We start from the raw sequence: 19,744 nt of genomic DNA on the forward strand, positions 1-19,744 counted from the left end.
CGCCCGGCCCCGGCCCTACGACTCGGGCCCTGTTCTCCGAGGAGACGGGGCCCGTCGTCGTGTCCGAGACCCCCGACGGCCGGACGGGCCGAAATTCCCCGCCACCGGCCTCGAGGCACCGGCACAGTTTCCGGATGGACGTCACACCGCACCGCCATGCCGAGGGCAAAGGCCTCGACTCCGAGGGACATCTCCGGCGTGAGGGCTCCCTCGCGTTGGTCCCGGACGCCTTCCGGCCCGTGGTCGCCGCCGTCCGTCACCGGCTTCCCGTCGCCTTCGGGGCGAGGATGACGGGCGCGTACCTCTACGGGTCGATTCCGCGCGGCACCGCGCGCGTGGGGCGCAGCGACCTCGATCTGCTGCTCGCACTGGACGGGGAACCCACCGAGGCGGATCGCGAGGGCGCCCGGGACCTCGGGGAGCGGCTCGACGCAGAGTTCCCGCAGATCGACGGTGTCGGCACGCTGCTGTACAGCCGTGGGCGGCTGCTGAGCGACCTGGAGACGTACGACCTGGGGTGGTTCGTCGCCTGTCTGTGCACGCCGCTGCTGGGCGAGGACCTAACCCCCCGCCTGCCCCGCTACCGGCCCGACTCCCGCCTCGCCCGCGAGACGAACGGCGACCTGGCGCTGATCCTGCCGCGATGGCGCACACGGGTCGCGGAGGCCACCACCGAGGACGCCCGCCGCGGTCTCGTACGGGGCGTCTCCCGCCATCTGGTGCGCACCGGCTTCACCCTCGTCATGCCCCGCTGGAACGGCTGGACCAGCGACCTCGGGGAGATGGCCGAGGCGTTCGCCGCGTACTACCCGGAGCGGGCCGTCCAGATGCGCGCCGCGGCCGTACGCGGCTACGAGCCGAACGACGATCCGGCCGTCCTGCGGTCCTACGTCGACGACCTCGGGCCCTGGCTCGCCGGGGAGTACGCGCGCGTGCACGGCATCAAGGCACCCCGGCCCTGACCGCTGCCCGGAGGCTCAGATCAGGCCGTGCTCCTTGAGGTACTCCAGCTGTGCCCGGACCGACAGCTCGGCCGCCGGCCACAGGGAGCGGTCCACGTCCGCGTACACATGGGCCACGACCTCGGTCGCCGTGCGGTGGCCGTCCTCGACCGCCGTCTCGACCTGGGCGAGCCGGTGGGCCCGGTGGGCGAGGTAGTACTCGACGGCGCCCTGGGCGTCCTCCAGGACGGGCCCGTGGCCGGGGAGCACGGTGTGGACGCCGTCGTCGACCGTGAGCGACCGCAGCCGGCGCAGGGAGTCCAGATAGTCCCCCAGACGGCCGTCAGGGTGCGCCACGACCGTCGTACCGCGGCCCAGGACGGTGTCGCCGGTCAGGACGGCCCGGTCGGCCGGGAGATGGAAGCACAGGGAGTCGGCGGTGTGGCCCGGCGTCGGCACGACGCGCAGCTCCAGGCCGCCCACGGTGACCACGTCCCCGTGCCCGAGCCCCTCGTCGCCGAGCCGGAGCGCCGGGTCCAGGGCACGCACCTTGGTGCGCGTCAGCTCGGCGAACCGTGCCGCGCCCTCCGCATGATCCGGATGACCGTGCGTGAGCAGGGTGAGGGCGACCCGTCTGCCCGCCTTCTCCGCCGTCTCGATCACCTGGCGCAGATGGCCGTCGTCCAGCGGGCCGGGGTCGATCACCACCGCCAGCTCGGAGTCGGGCTCGGCGACTATCCAGGTGTTGGTGCCGTCCAGGGTCATCGCCGACGCGTTGGGAGCGAGGACGTTCACGGCCCGGGCGGTCGCGGGACCGGAGAGGACCCCGCCCCTCGGCTGACCGGGGAGTGCTGCGGCGTCCGTCATGCGGGGGAACCTTCCGTGGCGTGCGTCATGCGGGTGTTCCACCCGTCGGGATGTGCTTGGTGAACTCGTCGTGGCCGGGCCAGACCAGCACGACCTGGCCGTCCTCCAGGTGGGCCCTGGCCACCACCGGGGACAGATCGCGGCCGGGCGCGGCCCGAAGCGCGTCGGCGGCCGTGGCGTGCTGCGCCAGCTGGCGCAGGGTCGCGATGGTGGGCGGCATCATCAGCAGCTCGCCCTTGTCGTACGAGGCGGCCGCTTCGGTGGGGCGGATCCACACGGTGCGGTCGGCCTCCGTGGAGGCGTTGCGGGTGCGCTGGCCCTCGGGGAGGGCGGCCACGAAGAACCAGGTGTCGTAGCGGCGGGGCTCGAACTCGGGGGTGATCCAGCGGGTCCACGCGCCGAGCAGGTCGGAGCGCAGCACCAGGCCCCGGCGGTCGAGGAACTCGGCGAACGACAGGTCCCGGGCGACCAGGGACGCCCGGTCCGCCTCCCAGTCCGCGCCCGTGGTGTCCCCGACGACCGTCTCCGGGGTGGGCCCGGCGAGCAGGACGCCGGCCTCCTCGTACGTCTCCCGGACGGCCGCGCAGACGATGGCCTGGGCGTCCGTCTCGCCGACACCGAGGCGATCCGCCCACCACGCGCGCGTGGGGCCCGCCCAGCCGATACGGCGGTCGTGGTCGCGCGGGTCGACACCGCCGCCCGGATAGGCGTACGCGCCTCCGGCGAAGGCCATGGAGGCGCGCCTGCGCAGCATGTGCACGGCGGGGGCACCGTCGGTGTCCCTCAGGAGCATCACCGTGGCTGCGCGCTTCGGGGTGACCGGGGTGAGTGTTCCCTCCGCGAGCGCGCGGACCCGGGACGGCCACTCCGGTGGAAACCACTGCCCATTCGCCATGGGCGGAGGCTATCCCTAAGTGCGCGGATGTTCGAGGGGCAATGATCGCCGCCCCCTCCCGGCGGGCCGTCGGCCGCACCCCGGGGAGTCGCAGCGGCACCCCCGGGGAGTCACGGCCGGACGGCGTCCTCGCCGGGCATGACGTCAGCGGGCGATCACGCCTGCGTCAGCTCCACCTGGATCTCCACCTCGACCGGTGCGTCCAGCGGGAGGACCGCCACACCGACGGCGCTGCGGGCGTGCACGCCCTTGTCGCCGAGGACCTCGCCCAGCAGCTCGCTGGCGCCGTTGACGACGCCCGGCTGGCCCGTGAAGTCCGCGGCCGACGCCACGAAGCCGACGACCTTCACCACGCGCGCGATGCGGTCCAGGTCGCCCGCGACGGACTTGACGGCGGCGAGCGCGTTCAGCGCACACGTACGGGCCAGGTCCTTGGCCTCCTCGGCGGTGACCTCGGCGCCGACCTTGCCGGTCACCGGGAGCTTGCCGTCCACCATCGGAAGCTGGCCGGATGTGTACACGTACACCCCGGACTGCACGGCGGGCTGGTAGGCGGCCAGCGGCGGCACGACGTCCGGGAGGGTCAGCCCGAGCTCCGTGATCCGGGACTCGACCGCGCTCATGCCTGCTTCTCCCGCTTCAGGTAGGCCACCAGCTGCTCGGGGTTGTTCGGCCCGGGCACGACCTGGACGAGCTCCCAGCCGTCCTCGCCCCAGGTGTCCAGAATCTGCTTCGTGGCGTGGACGAGCAGCGGCACCGTTGCGTATTCCCACGAACGATGGCGAGAATCAGCCATGACAACACCCCAGGTGGTAAGCGGTATGAACCTTCACGTCGCAGGCTACACACGACAGTCCTACGGACGGGTCAACGGTAGCGAGGCAAGCCCCGCGAGCCAGCGCGACGCCAACGCCGCACGGTTCGAGGCATTCGCCGCTGAGGCTGCCAGGCAGGGCCGTGAAGCCATCTGGTGCGGGCACTATGAGGACGTTGGTATCTCGGCCTACAGCGGGACTGAACGGCCGGATTTTGAGCGGCTGTTGCGTGACTGCCGAGTGGGCCGGATCAATGTCGTAATCGTCTACAACATCAGCCGGCTGTCTCGACTCGAACCACTCGACGCGCTGCCCATCGTGAATGAGCTGATGTCGCTGGGGGTCACGATTGTCTCTGTGGCCGAAGGCATGTTCCGGCCCGGCGAAGTCATGGACCTGATCCACCTGATCTTCCGCCTCGACGCAGCGCACCAGGAGTCCAAGAACAAGTCGACGGCCGTCCGTGACGCTGCTGCCCTGGCCCGTTCGCTGGGCGGTTACGTAGGCGGGAAGGCGCCATACGGCCGCAGGCTTCAGCAGGAGAACCGAACGGCCGCCGGCGGTAAGCCTGTCGCTGTACAGACCCTCATCACTCAGCCGGATGAGGCGGAGGTCATCCGGCGCATCGTGAAGGCTCTGCTCGCTGGCACTGACTCCGTCCATTCGATCTGCTCGACGCTGAACGCCGAGGGGGTCCCGACCCTGGGTGCCTCGCGCGGGAAGCGTACGGCCGGTAGCTCATGGCACCCCAAGACGCTTATCCGCATGCTTCGTCACCCGCATATCGCTGGCTTCCACGCTGAGGCCACCTACGACGCCAGCAGGCGGGTAACCGGGCACCGGGTACAGCGGGACGCCGACGGTAAGCCGGTCCGCGCATGGGAACCGATCCTCAGCGAAGCGGACTGGTTCGCCGTACAGGAATGGCTCGACGCCCGGCCGGTCCGCATGAATGAGCACCGGACTACGGCGCTGCTCTCGTCCATGGGCGTACTGGTCTGTGCGTGTGGCTGCTCGATGTCCGCCAACAACTCAGCGCGCCCTAGCTACTTCTGCAACCGCCCGGCAGGCAAGCCGCTGAGCACTGCCCCTGGTGACCATGAGGGTCGCAGCTACATTTCGCGCGCCGCCCTTGACGATCATGTGGTCCGGCGCATTTTCGCGCTGATTGCGGCAGCGGAATGGGATGAGGAGTCGCGGGAGATCCTCACGCGCGTCACCGCGCACTACGCCGAGGTGAACGAGACGCCGGAGGCAGCGCAGGAACGACAAGCGGTCATCCAGGAGCGGGCGGACGCTACGCGGGCTCTGACGCAGTTGTACGACGACCGTGACCTGTACGCCGGTGACCCCGTCGGACGGGCACGCTGGCAGGAAGACATCCGAACTCAGCAGGAGCGGCTACGTGCCGCCGACAGCAGGCTGGAGGCACTCGGGCAGGCTGGTTCGCTGGTGCTGCCCATTGGCGCGTGGACCGAGTCGGACAACGGTGACCCGCTGGGTCCGGGGTCCTGGTGGGAGTCGGCGACGCTGGCCGACCGGCGTGACTTCGTGGCGCTGTTCTGCAAGCGGGTGACCGTGCGGAAGGCGCTGCCCAGCGAAAAAAGCCGAGGCAGCAAGGCACCCACCGTGATCGAGGGGCGCGTGTCCATCGAGTGGGTGTAGGCGCCCCCTAGGCCTCCTCTCAGCCCCGTTCGGGCGTCCCTGGTGGGAATCTCGGGCGGGGCTTTCTCTTGCCCGCAGACAGCCTTACGGCACGCTGGGAACCCTTGCGCTCCTAGAGGTGCATGGCACGTCGGTGTGGCTGACGGCAGTGACGAATTGGCCAGCCCCATCAACGCGCTGACCTGCGGAAATGACGAAGGTGACGTTCGGGGTGTCACTTCGGCATTGCGCTACAGCGAGAGATGGTTTTGTGTCTCTCTAATCACCTATTCGTGTTCTGACCTGCTCAAATGAGGTAGCTTGATCGCCCCTCCCGGGGGGTATCCAGCCCCCAGCAAGTCACCTGATCGGCTGCTCACCTGCAAGGCAGCGCGGGTCAGCCACAGCAAGAAGGAGTTACGCGCTTGCCGATGTACATAGAGAACGCTCGCGCCCGCGCAGCGCTCGCCGTCGCCGCACAGCACGCCGACAAGGCCCCGAACCCGCTCCCGTTCCTTTGGGATGGTTCCGCGTGGGCCACTCCATCAGGCGAGCGGCGCGATCTCCCACTGGTTCGCGGCGGGATGGGTGACTGGCTGGCTAGCCTCGCCAAGGTGCTTGACTCTTGCCACGCGTTTCACAACGGAGCGCCCGATCCCAAGCACGCCGCACAACTGAGGCAGAAAGCAGAGCACCTGCTGATCTCTATTGACCCGCTGGATACCGCGAACGCTGAGTACGTACGCGCCGACGTTGCACTGCTGCACGCCGAAGCCGACATGCTTGAGGTGGCAGTGACCTTTGGGGAGGTGACGGCCCTCAAGGCGGTGTCCGATGAGGTCCTGTCCGCCTCCAACGGGAGGGCGACCCATCTGCTCTCGCTGGCCTCTCAGTTCGACGCTTTCCGCGCGCCGATGCGTGACCCTGCGGAGTGGGTGAAGCGTCTCGGCGACGCGCCGCGAACCGTTCACGTCCGTACATCTGCCGTGTGGGATGCGTTCTGCCTGTCTGAGCCGGGGGTGGTCCGCTCACTGGGTGCAGTGGCGGGCAAGCGTGCCTTGTTCGCTGCGATGGACAAGCGTTTCGGTGCGCGCCGGAAGCTGGGGGGGTACGAGGGTTGGCGCGGTGTGACACTGCCGGACGCGGGTGTCCCGTCTTAAACGGTCTGACCTCACCCAGGCCGGTGACCCGGGGGACCAGATCGGTTGAGACGTGAGCGTGCTGAAGATCTCGATTGATCTGGTCCCGGGCGACTGAGTGCCGGACGTCGTCCCCGCTGATCTGGTCCGCTGTTATGCGTCCCGGGCGGCTTCCTGAGCTGCACGCTCCAGCCGGCTCCGATAGTCCTCCCACCACGCGGAGTCGCCTGGCGCCATGCTGTCGTTGCCCTTGTTCATCCCAACGGCGCCGTCTATGAGCTCCCGGATGATGTCGGCGTGCCCGGCGTGCCGGTGCGTATCAGCAATCACGCGCACGACGGCATGATGCAACGTCACCTCGTCCCTGCCGTTGGGCCACCACGGCACCCTGCCGATCGTGTCCAGCGCCAGCGCGTCGATCGTCGCGTCCGCATGTGCCCACGCTCGGCGGTAAAGCGCCACGATGTGCTCGCGTGACTCGTCGGCGGTGGCCCACATGTCCGCGTTGGTCTCAGCACCGTCTTCGAGCCAGGGCAGAGGCTCGCCGGACGGCCGCCCGAAGGTGTCACCGAGGTAGCCCAGCTCCACGCTGGCCACGTGTTTAACCAGGCCCAGGAGGTTGGTGCCGGTCGGCGTCAGCGGGCGGCGTATGTCGTACTCCGGGAGCCGTTCGAGCTTCCACAAGAGGGCATCACGGGCGGACTGTAGGTAGAAGTGAAGGTCAGCCTTGGGATCGGATGCGGTCATGGGGGCCAGTCTGCCGCTCGCGCGATCTTTGTCCACCACCTTTTCCACCGCTCGGGGCGAACCAGATCATCTGACACGACGAGCGAATCGGAGCAGGTCACTGACACAAGGAGCAGATCAACGGAGACGGGACGTTGGGACCAGTACGTGACCGTGTTGCTGTGAGTGATCACCGGCGGGTGTCTATCAAACGAAGGTTATTGAGACGGTCGCCACGAGGCAGTCCCGGGGTGCTTTCGGTGTTCAAAACCCGTCTCAGAACACACCCGGAAGGCTTGATGTTTTGAGACGGGTTATGAGACGATCTCGGTATGACGACGAAGAACACCGGGACCTTGATCGGCTACCAGCGAGTCAGCACAAATGCGCAGGATGCGCAGCTTCAGGCGGACGCTCTCGCTGGGACAGGGTGCGCCCGCATCTTCGAGGACAAGGCGTCCGGCAAGGACGCCTACCGTGCCGGGCTGCTCGCGGCTCTCGACTACATGCGGGAGGGCGACACCCTCACCGTATGGAAGCTGGACCGGTTGGGCCGTTCCACCAAGGACGTGCTCACGATCGCCGAGAATCTCCACGCCCGGGGGATTGCGCTGCGGATTCTGACCGGCACGCTGGCCGGTAGCTACTCCCCGAAAGGTGAGGGCAAGTTCTTCTTCACGATGATGGTTGCCTTTGCTGAACTTGAGCGCGACATGATCGTTGAGCGCACTCGGGCAGGTCTGAACGCTGCCAAGGCCCAGGGGCGTACGGGCGGACGACCGACCGTGATGGACGCTGACAAGCTCGCTGCGGCCAAGGCGCGCAAGGCCAAGGGGGAGAGCGTTACGGCCATCGCCAAGGCGCTCAACGTGTCCCGCGCGACGCTGTACCGGGCGCTTGCCGACATGGAGTGACCCGGCCGACTTGAGAGACCGTCTGCCCGGCGTGGTGGACGGTCTTTCTCGTGTCTGGTACCGGGGGGTGGGCCAATCTCTGAGCGAAGACACCCTGGGGACCCGGCCCCCAGCTCCGCACGCATCGCCGCGAAATTTCGACCGGGGGGGCATCCCGGATCAGCCCTGATCTGTGTGGCGCCCGCACTGCGGGGCTTCGACGGTTGTCGTACCTGTCACACGACCGGACAGGTTCCGTGCCCCTTGTGCCCGGTTGGATCGCTGGAGAGATGGCAGCCCCGCTGAGGCTGGAGGAGCACGCATAGTCGCAGGTCGGACGACGACAACTAGCTAGTGGGTCATGGGCCGACTGTAGCCGCTGCGGCGACCGGGTCATGCGGCCGACCGGGCCCCGCCACGGCCCGGCGTGCGGCCGACTGTGACCGGCGTTGTCCACAGCCTCCCGCGTAGCCCGCGCGCGGACTGGTTAGGCTCGAAGACGTGAGCAGGCTCCAGGTCGTCAGCGGCAAGGGCGGGACCGGAAAGACGACGGTCGCCGCGGCACTCGCGCTCGCCCTCGCGACGGAGGGCAAGCGCACTCTCCTCGTCGAGGTCGAGGGCAGACAAGGCATCGCGCAACTCTTCGAGACGGAGGCGCTTCCGTACGAGGAGCGCAAGATCGCCGTGGCGCCGGGCGGCGGCGAGGTCCACGCGCTGGCCATCGACCCCGAACTGGCCCTTCTGGACTATCTCCAGATGTTCTACAAGCTGGGCAGTGCGGGGCGGGCGCTGAAGAAGCTCGGCGCCATCGAATTCGCCACCACCATCGCGCCCGGCCTGAGGGACGTGCTCCTCACGGGCAAGGCGTGCGAGGCCGTCCGCAGAAAGGACCGGAGCGGCCGGTTCGTGTACGACCACGTGGTGATGGACGCGCCCCCCACGGGACGCATCACCCGCTTCCTGAACGTGAACGACGAGGTGGCGGGCCTCGCCAAGATCGGCCCGATACACAATCAGGCCCAGGCCGTGATGCGGGTGCTGAAGTCCCCGGAGACGTCTGTGCACATGGTGACGCTTCTGGAGGAGATGCCGGTCCAGGAGACCGCGGACGGGATCACCGAGCTGCGCGGCGCGAACCTGCCGGTGGGCCGGGTCATCGTCAACATGGTGCGGCCCGCCGTCCTGGACGAGTCGGAGCTGGACCTCGCGCACGCCGCGCCGCGGACGGCCCTCGCCAAGGCCCTGTCGGGTGCCGGCCTCGGCGGTGCGCGTCGCGGCGGGCTCGCGGAGAGGCTGGTGGACCCGCTGCTCCAGCAGGCGGACGAGTACGCGGAGCGGTTCGCCCTGGAGCGCGAGCAGCGTGCCGTGCTCACGGACCTCGGTCTGCCGCTCCACGAACTGCCGCTGCTCGCCGAGGGCATGGACCTGGCGGGCCTGTACGAACTGGCCACGGAACTGCGTCAGCAAGGGATCTCATGAGTCAGGACGACCCGGCCTTCACGCACGACGAGAGGGCCTCCGAGGCCGCCGCGGCCGAGGGGGCCTCCGGCGCCCGTTCGTCCTACGCGGACCCGGCGTCGCTCCATGACCCGGCCTCCACGCGCGCGTTGCAGCACGTGCCCGTCCTGGAGATCGACCCGCTCCTCGACGATCCCGACACCCGCATCGTCGTGTGCTGCGGCTCCGGCGGCGTCGGCAAGACGACCACGGCGGCGGCCCTGGGGCTGCGCGCGGCCGAGCGCGGACGCAAGGTGGTCGTGCTGACCATCGACCCGGCCCGCCGGCTCGCCCAGTCGATGGGCATCGACGTGCTGGACAACAGCCCGCGTCGGGTGAAGGGCATCGAGGACACCGCGGGCGGCGAACTGCACGCCATGATGCTCGACATGAAGCGCACCTTCGACGAGATCGTCGAGGCGCACGCGGACCCGGACCGGGCGGCCGCCATTCTGGGCAACCCCTTCTACCAGTCGCTCTCGGCGGGCTTCGCGGGCACGCAGGAGTACATGGCGATGGAGAAGCTGGGGCAGCTGCGCGCGCGGGACGAGTGGGACCTCATCGTCGTCGACACACCGCCCTCGCGCTCGGCCCTGGACTTCCTGGACGCCCCCAAACGGCTCGGGTCCTTCCTGGACGGCAAGCTGATCCGGGTCCTGATGGCCCCAGCGAAGGTGGGCGGCCGCGCGGGGATGAAGTTCCTGAACGTCGGGATGTCGATGATGACCGGCGTGCTGGGGAAGCTGCTCGGGGGTCAGCTGCTGAAGGACGTCCAGACGTTCGTGGCCGCCATGGACACCATGTTCGGCGGGTTCCGCACACGCGCGGACGCCACCTACAAGCTGCTGCAGGCGCCGGGCACGGCGTTCCTGGTGGTGGCCGCTCCGGAACGGGACGCCCTGCGCGAGGCCGCGTACTTCGTGGAGCGTCTGGCCGCCGAGGACATGCCGCTGGCCGGGCTGGTCCTCAACCGGGTGCACGGCAGCGGCGCCGCCGGGCTGTCGGCCGAGCGGGCGCTCGCCGCCGCCGAAAATCTTGAAGACCCCCGCATTGTGGATCAGCAGGGCGGGAAAGCAAGACTTCGTAACTCTTCCGACACGTACGGCAGTTCAGAATCCCCCTCATCCGAAGCACCGGTTCCCGACTCAGGCTCCCCCGCCTCCACGGACCAGGACCGGAGCATCGAGCAACTCACCGCGGGTCTGCTCCGGCTGCATGCCGAACGTATGCAGCTGCTCTCCCGCGAACAGCGCACGCGAGACCGTTTCACCGCCCGTCACCCCGAGGTGGCCGTGGCGGAGGTGGCCGCGCTGCCCGGCGACGTCCACGACTTCGTGGGGCTGCGGGACATCGGGGAACGCCTCGCGGCCAACCGGCCGGAGTACCCCGAGGAGCGCGAGGCGCGCGCGTAGGGGCTCCCGGGTGCCTGCCCTGCTCCCGGGCCGCCTCTACGTCGCGCGCCCTCCCGTCCGCGACATGGCACACACATGAAGCCCTGACGGCGACCCTTGTGGGACGCACGGCGGGACGCCCGTGCCATACCGCTCATGCCACCCAAAGGCACACCACATCCGGTGAGGGCACGCCGGATGCTCCGTCGGCCACCCTCACCCAACGGCCGGCAGCTCACCGCACCGTCGGACTCGTCCGGCGAGACCCCGAAGGCCCCGCCCGACCCGAAACGGCCCGTCCAAGAACCGACCGGCCAAGACCGCCGGCCCGAGGAACCACCTTCCAGGACCGACCGCCCGCCCGCCGACAACCCCTCAGGCAGTCGTCGGCCGGCAGTCACGCCCCTCGGCGGGCCGTCCTCAGCCCACGGCCGCGTAGTTCTCGTACACCTCTTCCTCATCGAGAGGCAACAGGCCCGCTCCACGCTCGTACTCCGTACGAGCGGTCTCCAACAGGCGACGCCACGAGGTGACGGTCGGCCGCCTGCGCAGCAGTGCGCGGCGCTCCCGCTCCGTCATCCCACCCCACACGCCGAATTCGACGCGATTGTCCAGCGCGTCGGCCAGGCACTCCGTGCGTACCGGGCATCCGGTGCACACCGCCTTGGCCCTGTTCTGCGCTGCTCCTTGAACGAACAGTTCATCCGGATCGGTAGTGCGGCAGGCCGCCTGCGCACTCCAGTCGGTTACCCAGCCCATACCGGCGCCGTCCTCTCCCGAATCGAGGCTCCCCCACGGCGGCAGCGGCATATTCACCGCCGCCAGTTGAGGACGTTACGGAAGGTGGGGACAGCGCAACACCCCCAGCGGGCCCAATCTTGAATGGTCCGAACGGACTATGGGTAAGCGGCAGATCACCCGGGGGAGTGAGCTGGTGACATACGTGACTTCCAGGGCAAACCGGCACAGTTCAGTTGCGTCACAACGGGCGCCTGATGACACACGAGGCGAATTCGGACACGCACCCAGCAAAAAAGTTGGGGGAACACCGGAACGATTCGGGGTCGCCGGCCGTACTTGATACGTGGCCCTGCTGCTGTGACAGTTGAGAGCAGCTTAGGCCAAGGCCTAGACGCGTGTCCGGCGAATCAGAACGTAGGCTGCCCTCATGCCAAAGAAGCGCTCGGGCGGGGGAGTGTCCCCCGTGCAGCAGGCCGCCAAGTTCCTCGGAGTGAGTGTGCTCGCAGGGGCGGTGATGGCCGGCATCGCGTTGCCCGCGGCGGGTGCGCTGGGACTCGCGGCCAAGGGGTCGGTCCAGGGATTCGACGACATCCCCTCCAACCTGAAGAGCCCGCAGCTGAGTCAGCGCACCACGATTCTGGACAGCCAGGGCGGCCAGATCGCCACGGTCTACTCCCGTGACCGCACGGTGGTGGAGCTGAAGGACATCTCGCCGTACATGCAGAAGGCGATCGTCGCGATCGAGGACTCGCGGTTCTACCAGCACGGCGCGATCGACCTGAAGGGCGTCCTGCGCGCGCTGAACCAGAACGCGCAGAGCGGAGGGGTGGCCCAGGGTGCCTCCACGCTCACACAGCAGCTGGTGAAGAACTACTTCGTGGAGGAGGCCGGCGACGACCCGACGAAGGTCGCCCAGGCCACCCAGCAGACCCTCGGCCGCAAGGTCCGCGAGCTGAAGTACGCGATCCAGATCGAGGAGAAGCTCGGCAAGAAGAAGATCCTCGAGAACTACCTGAACATCACGTTCTTCGGCCAGCAGGCCTACGGCGTGGAGGCGGCCTCCGAGCGCTACTTCTCCAAGCACGCCAAGGACCTCAGCCTCCCGGAGTCCGCGCTCCTCGCGGGCCTCGTCCAATCCCCCACCCGGTACGACCCGGTGAACGACGAGGCGGAGGCCAGGAAGCGGCGCAACGTGGTGCTGCAGCGCATGGCCGACGTGCACGACATCTCCCAGGCCGAGGCCGACAAGGCCAAGAAGACCCCCCTCGGGCTGAACGTGAGCGAGCCGAAGAACGGCTGTATCACGGCGGTCAAGGGCGCGGGCTTCTTCTGCGACTACGTCCGCGAGGTGTTCCTCAACAACCCGGTGTTCGGCAAGACCAAGGCCGACCGGGCGAAGATCTGGAACCGCGGCGGTCTGACGATCCGTACGACACTGGACCCGCAGGCCCAGGAGTCGCTGCAGAAGTCGGTCAAGGACCACGTCAACAAGAGTGACGAGGTGGCCACGGCCGCGACCGTCGTCGAGCCCGGCACCGGCAAGATCCTTGCGATGGGCCAGTCCCGTCCGTACGGCTTCGGCAAGAACGAGACGCAGATCAACCTCTCGGTGGACAAGGCCATGGGCGGCGGCGCGGGCTACCAGCCCGGCTCGACGTTCAAGCCGATCGTCGCCGCGGCCGCCATCGAGGGCGGCACGCCGGCGACCCAGGAGTACCCCTCGCCGTACGAGATGGACTATCCGAGCCCCGTGGCGGCCTGCGACGGCAAGCAGTGGCTGAACAACGAGAACGCCACGCTCACGAACGAGAACGAGTCAGAGCACGGCCCGTACGGCATGAAGGAGGCGACCGCCAAGTCGGTCAACACCTACTACGTGCAGCTGATCAGCGACATCGGCATCTGCCCGGTGATAGACATGGCCAAGAAGATGGGCGTGAACCGGGCTGACGGGCTGAAGATCGACCAGGCCCCGTCGATCGCCCTGGGCACCCAGGAGATGTCGCCGCTGACGATGGCGAGCGCATACGCGACGTTCGCCGACCGCGGCACGTACTGCACGCCGGTCGCCATCGCGTCGATCACGCAGACCGTCGGCAACGAGAAGAAGTCGCTGGCCGTCCCGCAGTCGACGTGCTCGCGCGCGATGTCGCAGACCACCGCGGACACGATCAACACGATCCTCAAGGGCGTCGTCGAGGACGGTACGGGTACGCAGGCCGGCCTCGGCAGCCGCCCCAGCGCCGGCAAGACCGGTACGACGGACTTCCGCTACGCGGCCTGGTTCGTCGGCTACACGCCGAACATGGCGGGCGCGGTCTGGGTCGGCGACCCGGCGCACAAGCGGCAGATGACCCACATCACCATCGGCGGTGTCCCCTACGACAAGGTCTACGGCGGCCAGGTCCCGGGCCCGATCTGGCGCGACATGATGACGGGCGCGCTGGCGGGCAAGCCGGTCGAGGACTTCAACCTCGTCGACATCCCCGACAGCAACCATGACCAGGGCGACGACGGCCACGGCAACGGCAACGGTGATGGCAACAACAACGGCGGACGGGACACGGGCGGCCTGATCGGTGGGCTGATCGGCGGCGTGGACGGAGGGACCGGCGGAGGAACCAACGGGGCCACCAATGGGGCCACCAACGGCGGCGGCTCCTTCCCGACGCCCTCCTTCTCCATCCCGCAGGGCTTCATCCAGGGCACCGGAAACGGCAGGAACGGGCACAGCAACGGCGGGCAGGGCTAGCCCCGCTCCCCTATGACACGACGAAGGGGGCGCTCCTCGGCCGAGGAGCGCCCCCGCTGTCGTTCCCGCGCCGGGGCGCGGGGTGGGCCGGTCAGCTCCCCGCGAGGAGCTGCTTGACCACGGCGGCGACGCGTCCGCCCTCCGCCTGGCCGGCGATCTTCGGGTTCACGATCTTCATGACCTGGCCCATGGCACGCGGACCCTCGGCGCCCGCCGCCTTCGCCTCCTCCACGGCCTGGGCGACGATCTGCCGCAGCTCGTCGTCGGACAGCTGCTTGGGCAGGTACGCGGCGAGCAGCTCGCCCTCCGCCTGCTCCCGCTCGGCCTGCTCGGGGCGCCCACCCTGCGCGAAGGCGTCGGCGGCCTCACGGCGCTTCTTCGCCTCGCGGGTGATCACCTTGGTGACCTCGTCGTCGGAGAGCTCGCGCTTCTCCTTGCCCGCGACCTCTTCCTTGGTGATCGCGGCGAGCGTCAGCCGGAGCGTCGAGGAGCGGAGCTCGTTGCGCTCCTTGATCGCGGCGTTGAGGTCTTCCTGCAACTTCGACTTGAGCGTGGTCATGGCTCCGATTGTCGCAGGTGCCACCGGGCGGCCGCCCCATGATTTCCGGTGGCGCGAGGGTGTTCTGCACTGTTCTGCGGTGCTCCGCGGTGTTCCGTGGTCGTCCACAGGCGAGCGCGGGGCGCGCCGAGCTTCTGACACGATGGTCGTATGCGCGCGCGATACGGAGTTCCCCTGGGAATCACGGCGGTGGCCGCCGCCGGACTGCTGTACTCGGCCGGGTTCGAGGTCCGTTCCTTCCGGCTGCGCCGGGTGACGGTCCCCGTGCTGCCGCCGGGGACCCGTCCGATGCGTGTGCTCCAGGTCTCCGACATCCACATGGTGAGCGGACAACGGAAGAAGCAGCGCTGGCTGCGCTCGCTGGCCGGACTGCGCCCCGACTTCGTGATCAACACCGGGGACAACCTCTCCGACCCCGAGGGCGTGCCGGAGGTGCTGGACGCGCTGGGCCCGCTGATGGAGTTCCCGGGGGCGTACGTCTTCGGGTCGAACGACTACTACGGCCCCAGACTCCGCAACCCCGCCCGCTACTTGATGGAGAAGTCCAGGGGAAGCCACGGCCTGAACGGCAATCGGCCCGTGGTCGGAGCCATCCACAACCCCTGGGAGGACCTGCGGGACAGCTTCGACGCGGCGGGCTGGCTGAACCTGACGAACACGCGGGGGACGCTGAAGGTGGACGGCCTGGAGATCGAGCTGACGGGCCTGGACGACCCGCACATCAAGCGCGACCGCTACGCACGGGTGGCGGGCGGCCCCTCCGCGTCGGCCGACTTCTCGATGGGCGTGGTGCACGCGCCGTACCTGCGCGCCCTGGACGCGTTCACGGCCGACGGCTATCCCCTGATCCTCGCGGGCCACACCCACGGCGGCCAGCTGTGCGTCCCCTTCTACGGCGCCCTGGTCACCAACTGCGACCTGGACACGGACCGGGTGAAGGGCCTGTCCCGGCACACGGCGGAGGGCCTCACCTCATATATGCACGTGTCGGCGGGCTGCGGGACGAACCGCTACACGCCGGTACGGTTCGCATGCCCCCCGGAGGCGACGCTGCTGACGCTGGTGGCAAGGGGCTGAGGCAGGAACGCCGACGGTCGGGCCCCCTCCGTAACCCGCCCGGACCACCCACATCGCCCGTTCTGCCCGGTCTGCTTAGCGTGAGGACATGATCGGGCCGATCCCCAAGGACATCCCGGACCTCCCGGCGGTGCCGGGCGTGCAGACGCTGATGCCGTCCGCCGTCCCGGCCACCGCCGTGGTGATCCCCGCGCACCGCCCGAAGGTGGGCATCTACCGCCTGCTGGTGGCCCTGACCGCGGCCGGCGCGGTGGCCGTGGACCTGTACCTCGGCAGCCCGGCGCGGGTGCTGAGCTACTTCACGATCCAGGTCGACCTGCTGCTCGCGATCGTCTTCACCCTGTCGGCCTGGCGAGCGCGGACGGCCGAGCGCCCCCTGCCCGCGCTGGTGACCGGCGGTGCGGTCTTCTACGCCCTGGTCGCGGGCCTCGTCTACCACGTACTCCTGGTGAACGAACCAGGCCCCTTCTCCCTGACCGGCCGGCCCGACGTCCACCACCTCTGGCAGGCACTCACCAACCAGACCCTGCACACGCTGATCCCGATCGCGGCCCTGTTCGACTGGCTCTTCCTGACGAGTCCGGCCCCACTGAGGGTGCGGGACGTGCGGAAGTGGCTTCTGTACCCCATGGCCTACCTGGCCTTCTCCCTGATCCGCGGGGAACGGCTGCCGGCGAGCGCGCCGGAGCGCTACCTCTACCCGTTCCTGGAGGTCGGCCGCCTCGGCTACCGGAGCGTCCTCGCCAACGCGCTCCTGATCGGCTTGGGGTTCTTCGCCCTGGCCCTCCTCATGATCGCCGTCGACCGCATCCGCCCGGACCCCACCCGCCGCCGCTGGAAAACCGGATTTCGTCTCTAGCCGCCAGTGGGCTAAAGTAAACGTCGTCGCCGCGACAAGCAGCGACATCGGGGTGTAGCGCAGCTTGGCAGCGCGCTTCGTTCGGGACGAAGAGGTCGTGGGTTCAAATCCCGCCACCCCGACAGCCGTAACAGCAGGTGAGGCACCTACTAGTCACTAGTAGGTGCCTCACCTGTTTGGTCTGCGTGTCTAACTGCGTGACTACCGCTTTCCGCGTGTCTACGGGCGCTGCTCCTGCGCTCCGAAGATCCCGTCCATGACCACGGCGCCGGTCTGGATCACGGGCCGGATCTGCTTCCTGTAGACCTCCTCGGTCACGGCGGTTCCAGAGTGTCCGACGAGCCGGGAGATCTCTTCCAGCGGGACGCCACGGTCGGACAGCAGAGACACGAAGCTGTGCCGCAGCTCCCTCGGCGTCCACTCGTCGGCGTCGATCCCGTCGATGCCCTTGAGCGCTTGGCGGAAGGCACGACGGACGTTGGCAGCGTCGAGCGGCTTACCCACGGCCGAGGAGAAGACGAGGCCGTGTTCCTCCCAGTCGTCCCCAGCGGCGAGCCGATCCCACCCCTGATCTTCGAACTGCTGCCAGAGGGCATCGACACAGCGCGCCGGGAGAGCGAGCGTGCGCCGGGACTTCCGGGTCTTCGTGTCCCCGCTTCGCCGGACCGACCGCCAGACGGCGATATGCGGAGGCTGAGGCGGGTCGAGGTCCGGCCGGCCTTTCAGAAAGACGTGGTCCCAGGTGAGGGCCCGGAGTTCTTCGGTGCGGGCCCCGGTCAGCAGAGCGACGACGATGTACGCGTACATCGAGGTTCCCTCGGCGCCCTGAGCACAGCTTCAGCCTGCGCGAAGGTGAGCGCCTTGGACGGGCGCCCGGCCTGCCCCTGGGGCACTGAGCATAGCTCGACGACATTCCGCTTCACCTTGTCCCGCGCCATGGCCCGCTTGACCGCGCGGTTGAGGCAGGAGTGGATTCCCTGGAGCGTGCGCGTGCTGAGCGACTTCGCTTTAGTGGCCAGCCAGCGATCTACGTCCTCCGCGCTCAGGTCGCGAAGCTTTCGCACGCCGAGCGATGGAATCACGTGCTTCTGACTCAGCAGCGTCACGGTCTCAACGGTGCTGGGGTCGAGGCCCGCCAACCCGTACGCCAACCAGTCGGTCACAGCGTCCTTGACCGTGTAGTTGGTGGGCGCAATGGCGAGGCCGTCTTCGTGGTCCCGGAGCACCTCCTTGAGCTTGGTCTTGGCTTCCGTCTTGGTCTTGCCACTCCCCCGCTTCACGATCCGCTTGCCGCTCGGATCGAACCCGAGGTTCGCCGTGGCGATCCACCGCTGTCTCTTCTCGTCCCAGTGCAGACCGCCGTCACCACGACTCCGACGCTTGGTCATCAGGCCGCACGCTCCATCTCACTCGCGATGAAGTCGCCGAGGGCGGAGGCTGGGATGCGCCGGCACCGCCCGATGGCGACCGAGGGCAGACGCCGGGTGCGGATCAGGTCATAGACCGTCGACCGGCCGACCTTCAGACGAGCCATGACATCGGACACGGTCAGCAGCTCATCGTCACGCATGCGTTGGTTCTCCTTCCGTTCCGGGGGCGGGTTCGAGTGAGGCAGCGAGCCACGTCTCGCCAGCGCTGAGGCCCGTTCCGGCGAACACCCAGTGGGCCAGTACGAGGGTGGTTTCGCCGTCCTGCGGTACAGCCGGTGCGGTTTGGGCGCGGCGCCACTCGGCACGGGCGTCGCGGAGTGCACCGAGGGTGGTGGAGTAGCGGCGGGACTTGGTGGAGAAGTGGCCGCGGAAGCCGAGCATGTGTGCCCACGCCCGAAGGCGGAGGTCTGCCAGCTCGGGGCGAGCACCGAGGGACCAGGCGGTTCGGATCATGCGTCGGGCGTGCTCGGTGATCCGGGCCTGGGCCAGCTCGGCGAGGAAGCGGATCGGCCGGTCCAGGGTGCCGGTCGCTGTCTCGGCGCCCTTGGTGGCGTACTTGGCGATGTACGCCGCTACGGCCCGTTCGGTCAGCTCCTGGCCGTCGTCGAAGTCGGCGGAGCGGATCGTGCGCACGTCGAGCTGCCGACCGAAGACAAAGCGGTGTGCCCGGCCGTCGATCTCCGGCCCGTCCACGCGCGCAGCCGTGGCCGCGGCCTGGATGGCGTCGGTGAGCAGGTCGGCAGTGGCCCAGGGCGGAGGTGCGGTGTCGCCGCCCTCGGGGCCGTCGAGGCGGATGACAGCGTGGAAGTGGACGGCACCACGCTTTTGGTACTCGGCCACCTTTGCGAAGGAGACCCGCGCGTGGTGCCGGAACGCCCGCTGTGTGAGGCCGGCGCGCTTGGCGACCTCCCGGCGCAGATAGATCGAGAAGCGCCGCCACAGGGCACCGGAGTGTGCGTTCCAGAGGACGGCCGCTTCATAGTCGTACGTGTCCGGATCGAGCGGTGTGCCCAGGGCCGGGTCCTGTTCGTCGTGGCGGATGCCGCAGCGGCAGTCTCGGCCGCTCGAGGGACGGTTGTGGACCGGGCCGAAGCTTGGGGCGGTGAACGTGGCGAAGACCCGCGGGTGCGTTGCTACGCGTTCCGGGGTGCCCTTGCCGCCGCGTAGTCCGGCGGTGATCAGGTGGTAGGTGTCGCGGCGGTAGGTCTCGGCGCAGGCCGCGCACCGGGTTGCGCGGCGGTTGTTGCAGCGGACGAGGAGCTGTCCGGCGGGGAGGCTGGCGGAGTCCAGGTGGCGCAGGACGTTGCCGATCTCGCCGGTCGTCGTGCTGACCGCGTACTCCGTGCGGTGGCCGTCGAGGCGGACCGGGTGGGTGCAGCCGCCCAGGCCGGAGAGTTGGTGGGCCAGCTCGGGCAGGTTGCCGAGTGAGGCGAGCATGGAGAGTTCCGCCAGCGGGGGCGGAGTCTGCCGGGTGATGATGGGTGTTCCTTTCTGCTGTTTCGACGGTTGGAGGGGTGG

18 protein-coding genes, 1 tRNA gene and 1 pseudogene are annotated in these 19,744 nt (G+C 68.9%); 10 read left to right on the plus strand and 10 right to left on the minus strand.

Features of this window, described 5'->3' with window-relative positions:
• The first annotated feature begins 134 nt into the window (after positions 1-134).
• A complete protein-coding gene (locus tag ACFYX0_RS14650) occupies positions 135-962 on the plus strand; it encodes a nucleotidyltransferase (protein ID WP_388970252.1) in 828 nt (275 codons plus the stop codon).
• Between the two features lie 15 nt (positions 963-977).
• Here ACFYX0_RS14650 and ACFYX0_RS14655 read toward each other — a convergent pair whose 3' ends face one another.
• The 4 genes from ACFYX0_RS14655 to ACFYX0_RS14670 all read right to left on the minus strand — a co-directional run bounded on the left by ACFYX0_RS14655 (position 978) and on the right by ACFYX0_RS14670 (position 3,499).
• The gene (locus ACFYX0_RS14655) at positions 978-1,808 is read right to left on the minus strand and encodes an MBL fold metallo-hydrolase (protein WP_311694890.1); all 831 of its coding nucleotides are present in this window, start codon (positions 1,806-1,808) and stop codon (positions 978-980) included.
• A 25-nt stretch (positions 1,809-1,833) separates the two neighbouring features.
• Positions 1,834-2,703 (minus strand): NUDIX hydrolase, encoded by an 870-nt coding sequence (locus ACFYX0_RS14660; RefSeq protein WP_388970254.1) that lies wholly within the window; start codon positions 2,701-2,703, stop codon positions 1,834-1,836.
• A 155-nt stretch (positions 2,704-2,858) separates the two neighbouring features.
• Positions 2,859-3,326 carry a RidA family protein gene (locus tag ACFYX0_RS14665; protein ID WP_388970256.1) on the minus strand — a complete coding sequence of 156 codons (468 nt, stop codon included), beginning with the start codon at positions 3,324-3,326 and terminating at the stop codon, positions 2,859-2,861.
• Positions 3,323-3,499 (minus strand): DUF4177 domain-containing protein, encoded by a 177-nt coding sequence (locus tag ACFYX0_RS14670; RefSeq protein WP_359401980.1) that lies wholly within the window; start codon positions 3,497-3,499, stop codon positions 3,323-3,325. The genes ACFYX0_RS14665 and ACFYX0_RS14670 overlap by 4 nt, the downstream gene beginning before the upstream one ends.
• A gap of 25 nt (positions 3,500-3,524) precedes the next feature.
• On the opposite strand from ACFYX0_RS14670, the gene ACFYX0_RS14675 reads away from it, so the two are divergent.
• Together ACFYX0_RS14675 and ACFYX0_RS14680 are read left to right on the plus strand one after the other, a co-directional pair.
• Complete coding sequence (locus ACFYX0_RS14675) at positions 3,525-5,183, plus strand: recombinase family protein (protein ID WP_388970258.1); 1,659 nt, start codon at positions 3,525-3,527, stop codon at positions 5,181-5,183.
• Positions 5,184-5,587: 404 nt separating this feature from the next.
• Entirely contained in the window at positions 5,588-6,322 is a 735-nt protein-coding gene (locus ACFYX0_RS14680; protein ID WP_388970260.1) for a hypothetical protein, read from the plus strand.
• Positions 6,323-6,454: 132 nt separating this feature from the next.
• Here the strand turns inward: ACFYX0_RS14680 and ACFYX0_RS14685 are convergent, their stop codons facing one another.
• Complete coding sequence (locus tag ACFYX0_RS14685) at positions 6,455-7,048, minus strand: DinB family protein (RefSeq protein WP_388970262.1); 594 nt, start codon at positions 7,046-7,048, stop codon at positions 6,455-6,457.
• Positions 7,049-7,359: 311 nt separating this feature from the next.
• Between ACFYX0_RS14685 and ACFYX0_RS14690 the strand changes: the two genes are divergently transcribed.
• From ACFYX0_RS14690 to ACFYX0_RS14700, 3 genes are all read left to right on the plus strand, one after another.
• The gene (locus ACFYX0_RS14690; RefSeq protein ID WP_388970264.1) at positions 7,360-7,941 is read left to right on the plus strand and encodes a recombinase family protein; all 582 of its coding nucleotides are present in this window, start codon (positions 7,360-7,362) and stop codon (positions 7,939-7,941) included.
• A 480-nt stretch (positions 7,942-8,421) separates the two neighbouring features.
• The gene (locus tag ACFYX0_RS14695; protein ID WP_388970266.1) at positions 8,422-9,399 is read left to right on the plus strand and encodes an ArsA-related P-loop ATPase; all 978 of its coding nucleotides are present in this window, start codon (positions 8,422-8,424) and stop codon (positions 9,397-9,399) included.
• Positions 9,396-10,829: an ArsA family ATPase gene (locus ACFYX0_RS14700; protein ID WP_388970268.1), complete on the plus strand. Its 1,434-nt coding sequence runs from the start codon at positions 9,396-9,398 to the stop codon at positions 10,827-10,829. The genes ACFYX0_RS14695 and ACFYX0_RS14700 overlap by 4 nt, the downstream gene beginning before the upstream one ends.
• A 399-nt stretch (positions 10,830-11,228) precedes the next feature.
• On the opposite strand, the gene wblA is transcribed toward ACFYX0_RS14700, so the two are convergent.
• Entirely contained in the window at positions 11,229-11,567 is a 339-nt protein-coding gene (wblA, locus tag ACFYX0_RS14705) for a transcriptional regulator WblA (RefSeq protein ID WP_059133594.1), read from the minus strand.
• Positions 11,568-11,976: 409 nt separating this feature from the next.
• Here wblA and ACFYX0_RS14710 point away from each other — a divergent pair, with 409 nt between their 5' ends.
• Positions 11,977-14,301: a transglycosylase domain-containing protein gene (locus tag ACFYX0_RS14710; protein WP_388970270.1), complete on the plus strand. Its 2,325-nt coding sequence runs from the start codon at positions 11,977-11,979 to the stop codon at positions 14,299-14,301.
• Positions 14,302-14,392: 91 nt separating this feature from the next.
• Here the strand turns inward: ACFYX0_RS14710 and ACFYX0_RS14715 are convergent, their stop codons facing one another.
• The gene (locus tag ACFYX0_RS14715) at positions 14,393-14,860 is read right to left on the minus strand and encodes a GatB/YqeY domain-containing protein (protein ID WP_388970272.1); all 468 of its coding nucleotides are present in this window, start codon (positions 14,858-14,860) and stop codon (positions 14,393-14,395) included.
• 150 nt (positions 14,861-15,010) lie between these two features.
• On the opposite strand from ACFYX0_RS14715, the gene ACFYX0_RS14720 reads away from it, so the two are divergent.
• The 3 genes from ACFYX0_RS14720 to ACFYX0_RS14730 all read left to right on the plus strand — a co-directional run bounded on the left by ACFYX0_RS14720 (position 15,011) and on the right by ACFYX0_RS14730 (position 16,918).
• On the plus strand, positions 15,011-15,937 hold the full coding sequence (locus tag ACFYX0_RS14720) for a metallophosphoesterase (protein WP_388970274.1): 927 nt from the start codon (positions 15,011-15,013) through the stop codon (positions 15,935-15,937).
• Between the two features lie 88 nt (positions 15,938-16,025).
• Positions 16,026-16,796, plus strand: coding sequence for a Pr6Pr family membrane protein (locus ACFYX0_RS14725; protein WP_388970276.1), 771 nt, complete (start codon positions 16,026-16,028; stop codon positions 16,794-16,796).
• Positions 16,797-16,844: 48 nt separating this feature from the next.
• A tRNA-Pro gene (locus tag ACFYX0_RS14730) sits at positions 16,845-16,918 on the plus strand.
• 97 nt (positions 16,919-17,015) lie between these two features.
• Here the strand turns inward: ACFYX0_RS14730 and xerC are convergent.
• The 3 genes and pseudogenes from xerC to ACFYX0_RS14745 form a co-directional block, all read right to left on the minus strand.
• A pseudogene (gene xerC / locus ACFYX0_RS14735) lies at positions 17,016-18,184 on the minus strand (tyrosine recombinase XerC).
• Positions 18,184-18,366 (minus strand): helix-turn-helix domain-containing protein, encoded by a 183-nt coding sequence (locus ACFYX0_RS14740; RefSeq protein ID WP_388970278.1) that lies wholly within the window; start codon positions 18,364-18,366, stop codon positions 18,184-18,186. Before ACFYX0_RS14740 ends, xerC begins: the two are co-directional and overlap by 1 nt.
• Complete coding sequence (locus tag ACFYX0_RS14745) at positions 18,359-19,663, minus strand: replication initiator (RefSeq protein WP_388970280.1); 1,305 nt, start codon at positions 19,661-19,663, stop codon at positions 18,359-18,361. The genes ACFYX0_RS14740 and ACFYX0_RS14745 overlap by 8 nt, the downstream gene beginning before the upstream one ends.
• Positions 19,664-19,744 lie beyond the last annotated feature (81 nt).

Source organism: Streptomyces sp. NPDC002573 (genome assembly GCF_042889625.1).
Lineage (GTDB): Bacteria > Actinomycetota > Actinomycetes > Streptomycetales > Streptomycetaceae > Streptomyces > Streptomyces gibsoniae.

What these genes read in the sequence shown, in the direction of transcription:
- ACFYX0_RS14725 (WP_388970276.1), top strand. Translation starts at nt 16,026, where the DNA reads ATGATCGGGCCGATCCCCAAGGACATCCCGGACCTCCCGGCGGTGCCG.
- ACFYX0_RS14690 (WP_388970264.1), top strand. Translation starts at nt 7,360, where the DNA reads ATGACGACGAAGAACACCGGGACCTTGATCGGCTACCAGCGAGTCAGC.
- ACFYX0_RS14675 (WP_388970258.1), top strand. Translation starts at nt 3,525, where the DNA reads ATGAACCTTCACGTCGCAGGCTACACACGACAGTCCTACGGACGGGTC.
- ACFYX0_RS14700 (WP_388970268.1), top strand. Translation starts at nt 9,396, where the DNA reads ATGAGTCAGGACGACCCGGCCTTCACGCACGACGAGAGGGCCTCCGAG.
- ACFYX0_RS14655 (WP_311694890.1), bottom strand. Translation starts at nt 1,808, where the DNA reads ATGACGGACGCCGCAGCACTCCCCGGTCAGCCGAGGGGCGGGGTCCTC.
- ACFYX0_RS14665 (WP_388970256.1), bottom strand. Translation starts at nt 3,326, where the DNA reads ATGAGCGCGGTCGAGTCCCGGATCACGGAGCTCGGGCTGACCCTCCCG.
- ACFYX0_RS14710 (WP_388970270.1), top strand. Translation starts at nt 11,977, where the DNA reads ATGCCAAAGAAGCGCTCGGGCGGGGGAGTGTCCCCCGTGCAGCAGGCC.
- wblA (WP_059133594.1), bottom strand. Translation starts at nt 11,567, where the DNA reads ATGGGCTGGGTAACCGACTGGAGTGCGCAGGCGGCCTGCCGCACTACC.
- ACFYX0_RS14740 (WP_388970278.1), bottom strand. Translation starts at nt 18,366, where the DNA reads ATGCGTGACGATGAGCTGCTGACCGTGTCCGATGTCATGGCTCGTCTG.
- ACFYX0_RS14715 (WP_388970272.1), bottom strand. Translation starts at nt 14,860, where the DNA reads ATGACCACGCTCAAGTCGAAGTTGCAGGAAGACCTCAACGCCGCGATC.
- ACFYX0_RS14650 (WP_388970252.1), top strand. Translation starts at nt 135, where the DNA reads ATGGACGTCACACCGCACCGCCATGCCGAGGGCAAAGGCCTCGACTCC.
- ACFYX0_RS14745 (WP_388970280.1), bottom strand. Translation starts at nt 19,663, where the DNA reads ATGCTCGCCTCACTCGGCAACCTGCCCGAGCTGGCCCACCAACTCTCC.
- ACFYX0_RS14720 (WP_388970274.1), top strand. Translation starts at nt 15,011, where the DNA reads ATGCGCGCGCGATACGGAGTTCCCCTGGGAATCACGGCGGTGGCCGCC.
- ACFYX0_RS14685 (WP_388970262.1), bottom strand. Translation starts at nt 7,048, where the DNA reads ATGACCGCATCCGATCCCAAGGCTGACCTTCACTTCTACCTACAGTCC.
- ACFYX0_RS14670 (WP_359401980.1), bottom strand. Translation starts at nt 3,499, where the DNA reads ATGGCTGATTCTCGCCATCGTTCGTGGGAATACGCAACGGTGCCGCTG.
- ACFYX0_RS14660 (WP_388970254.1), bottom strand. Translation starts at nt 2,703, where the DNA reads ATGGCGAATGGGCAGTGGTTTCCACCGGAGTGGCCGTCCCGGGTCCGC.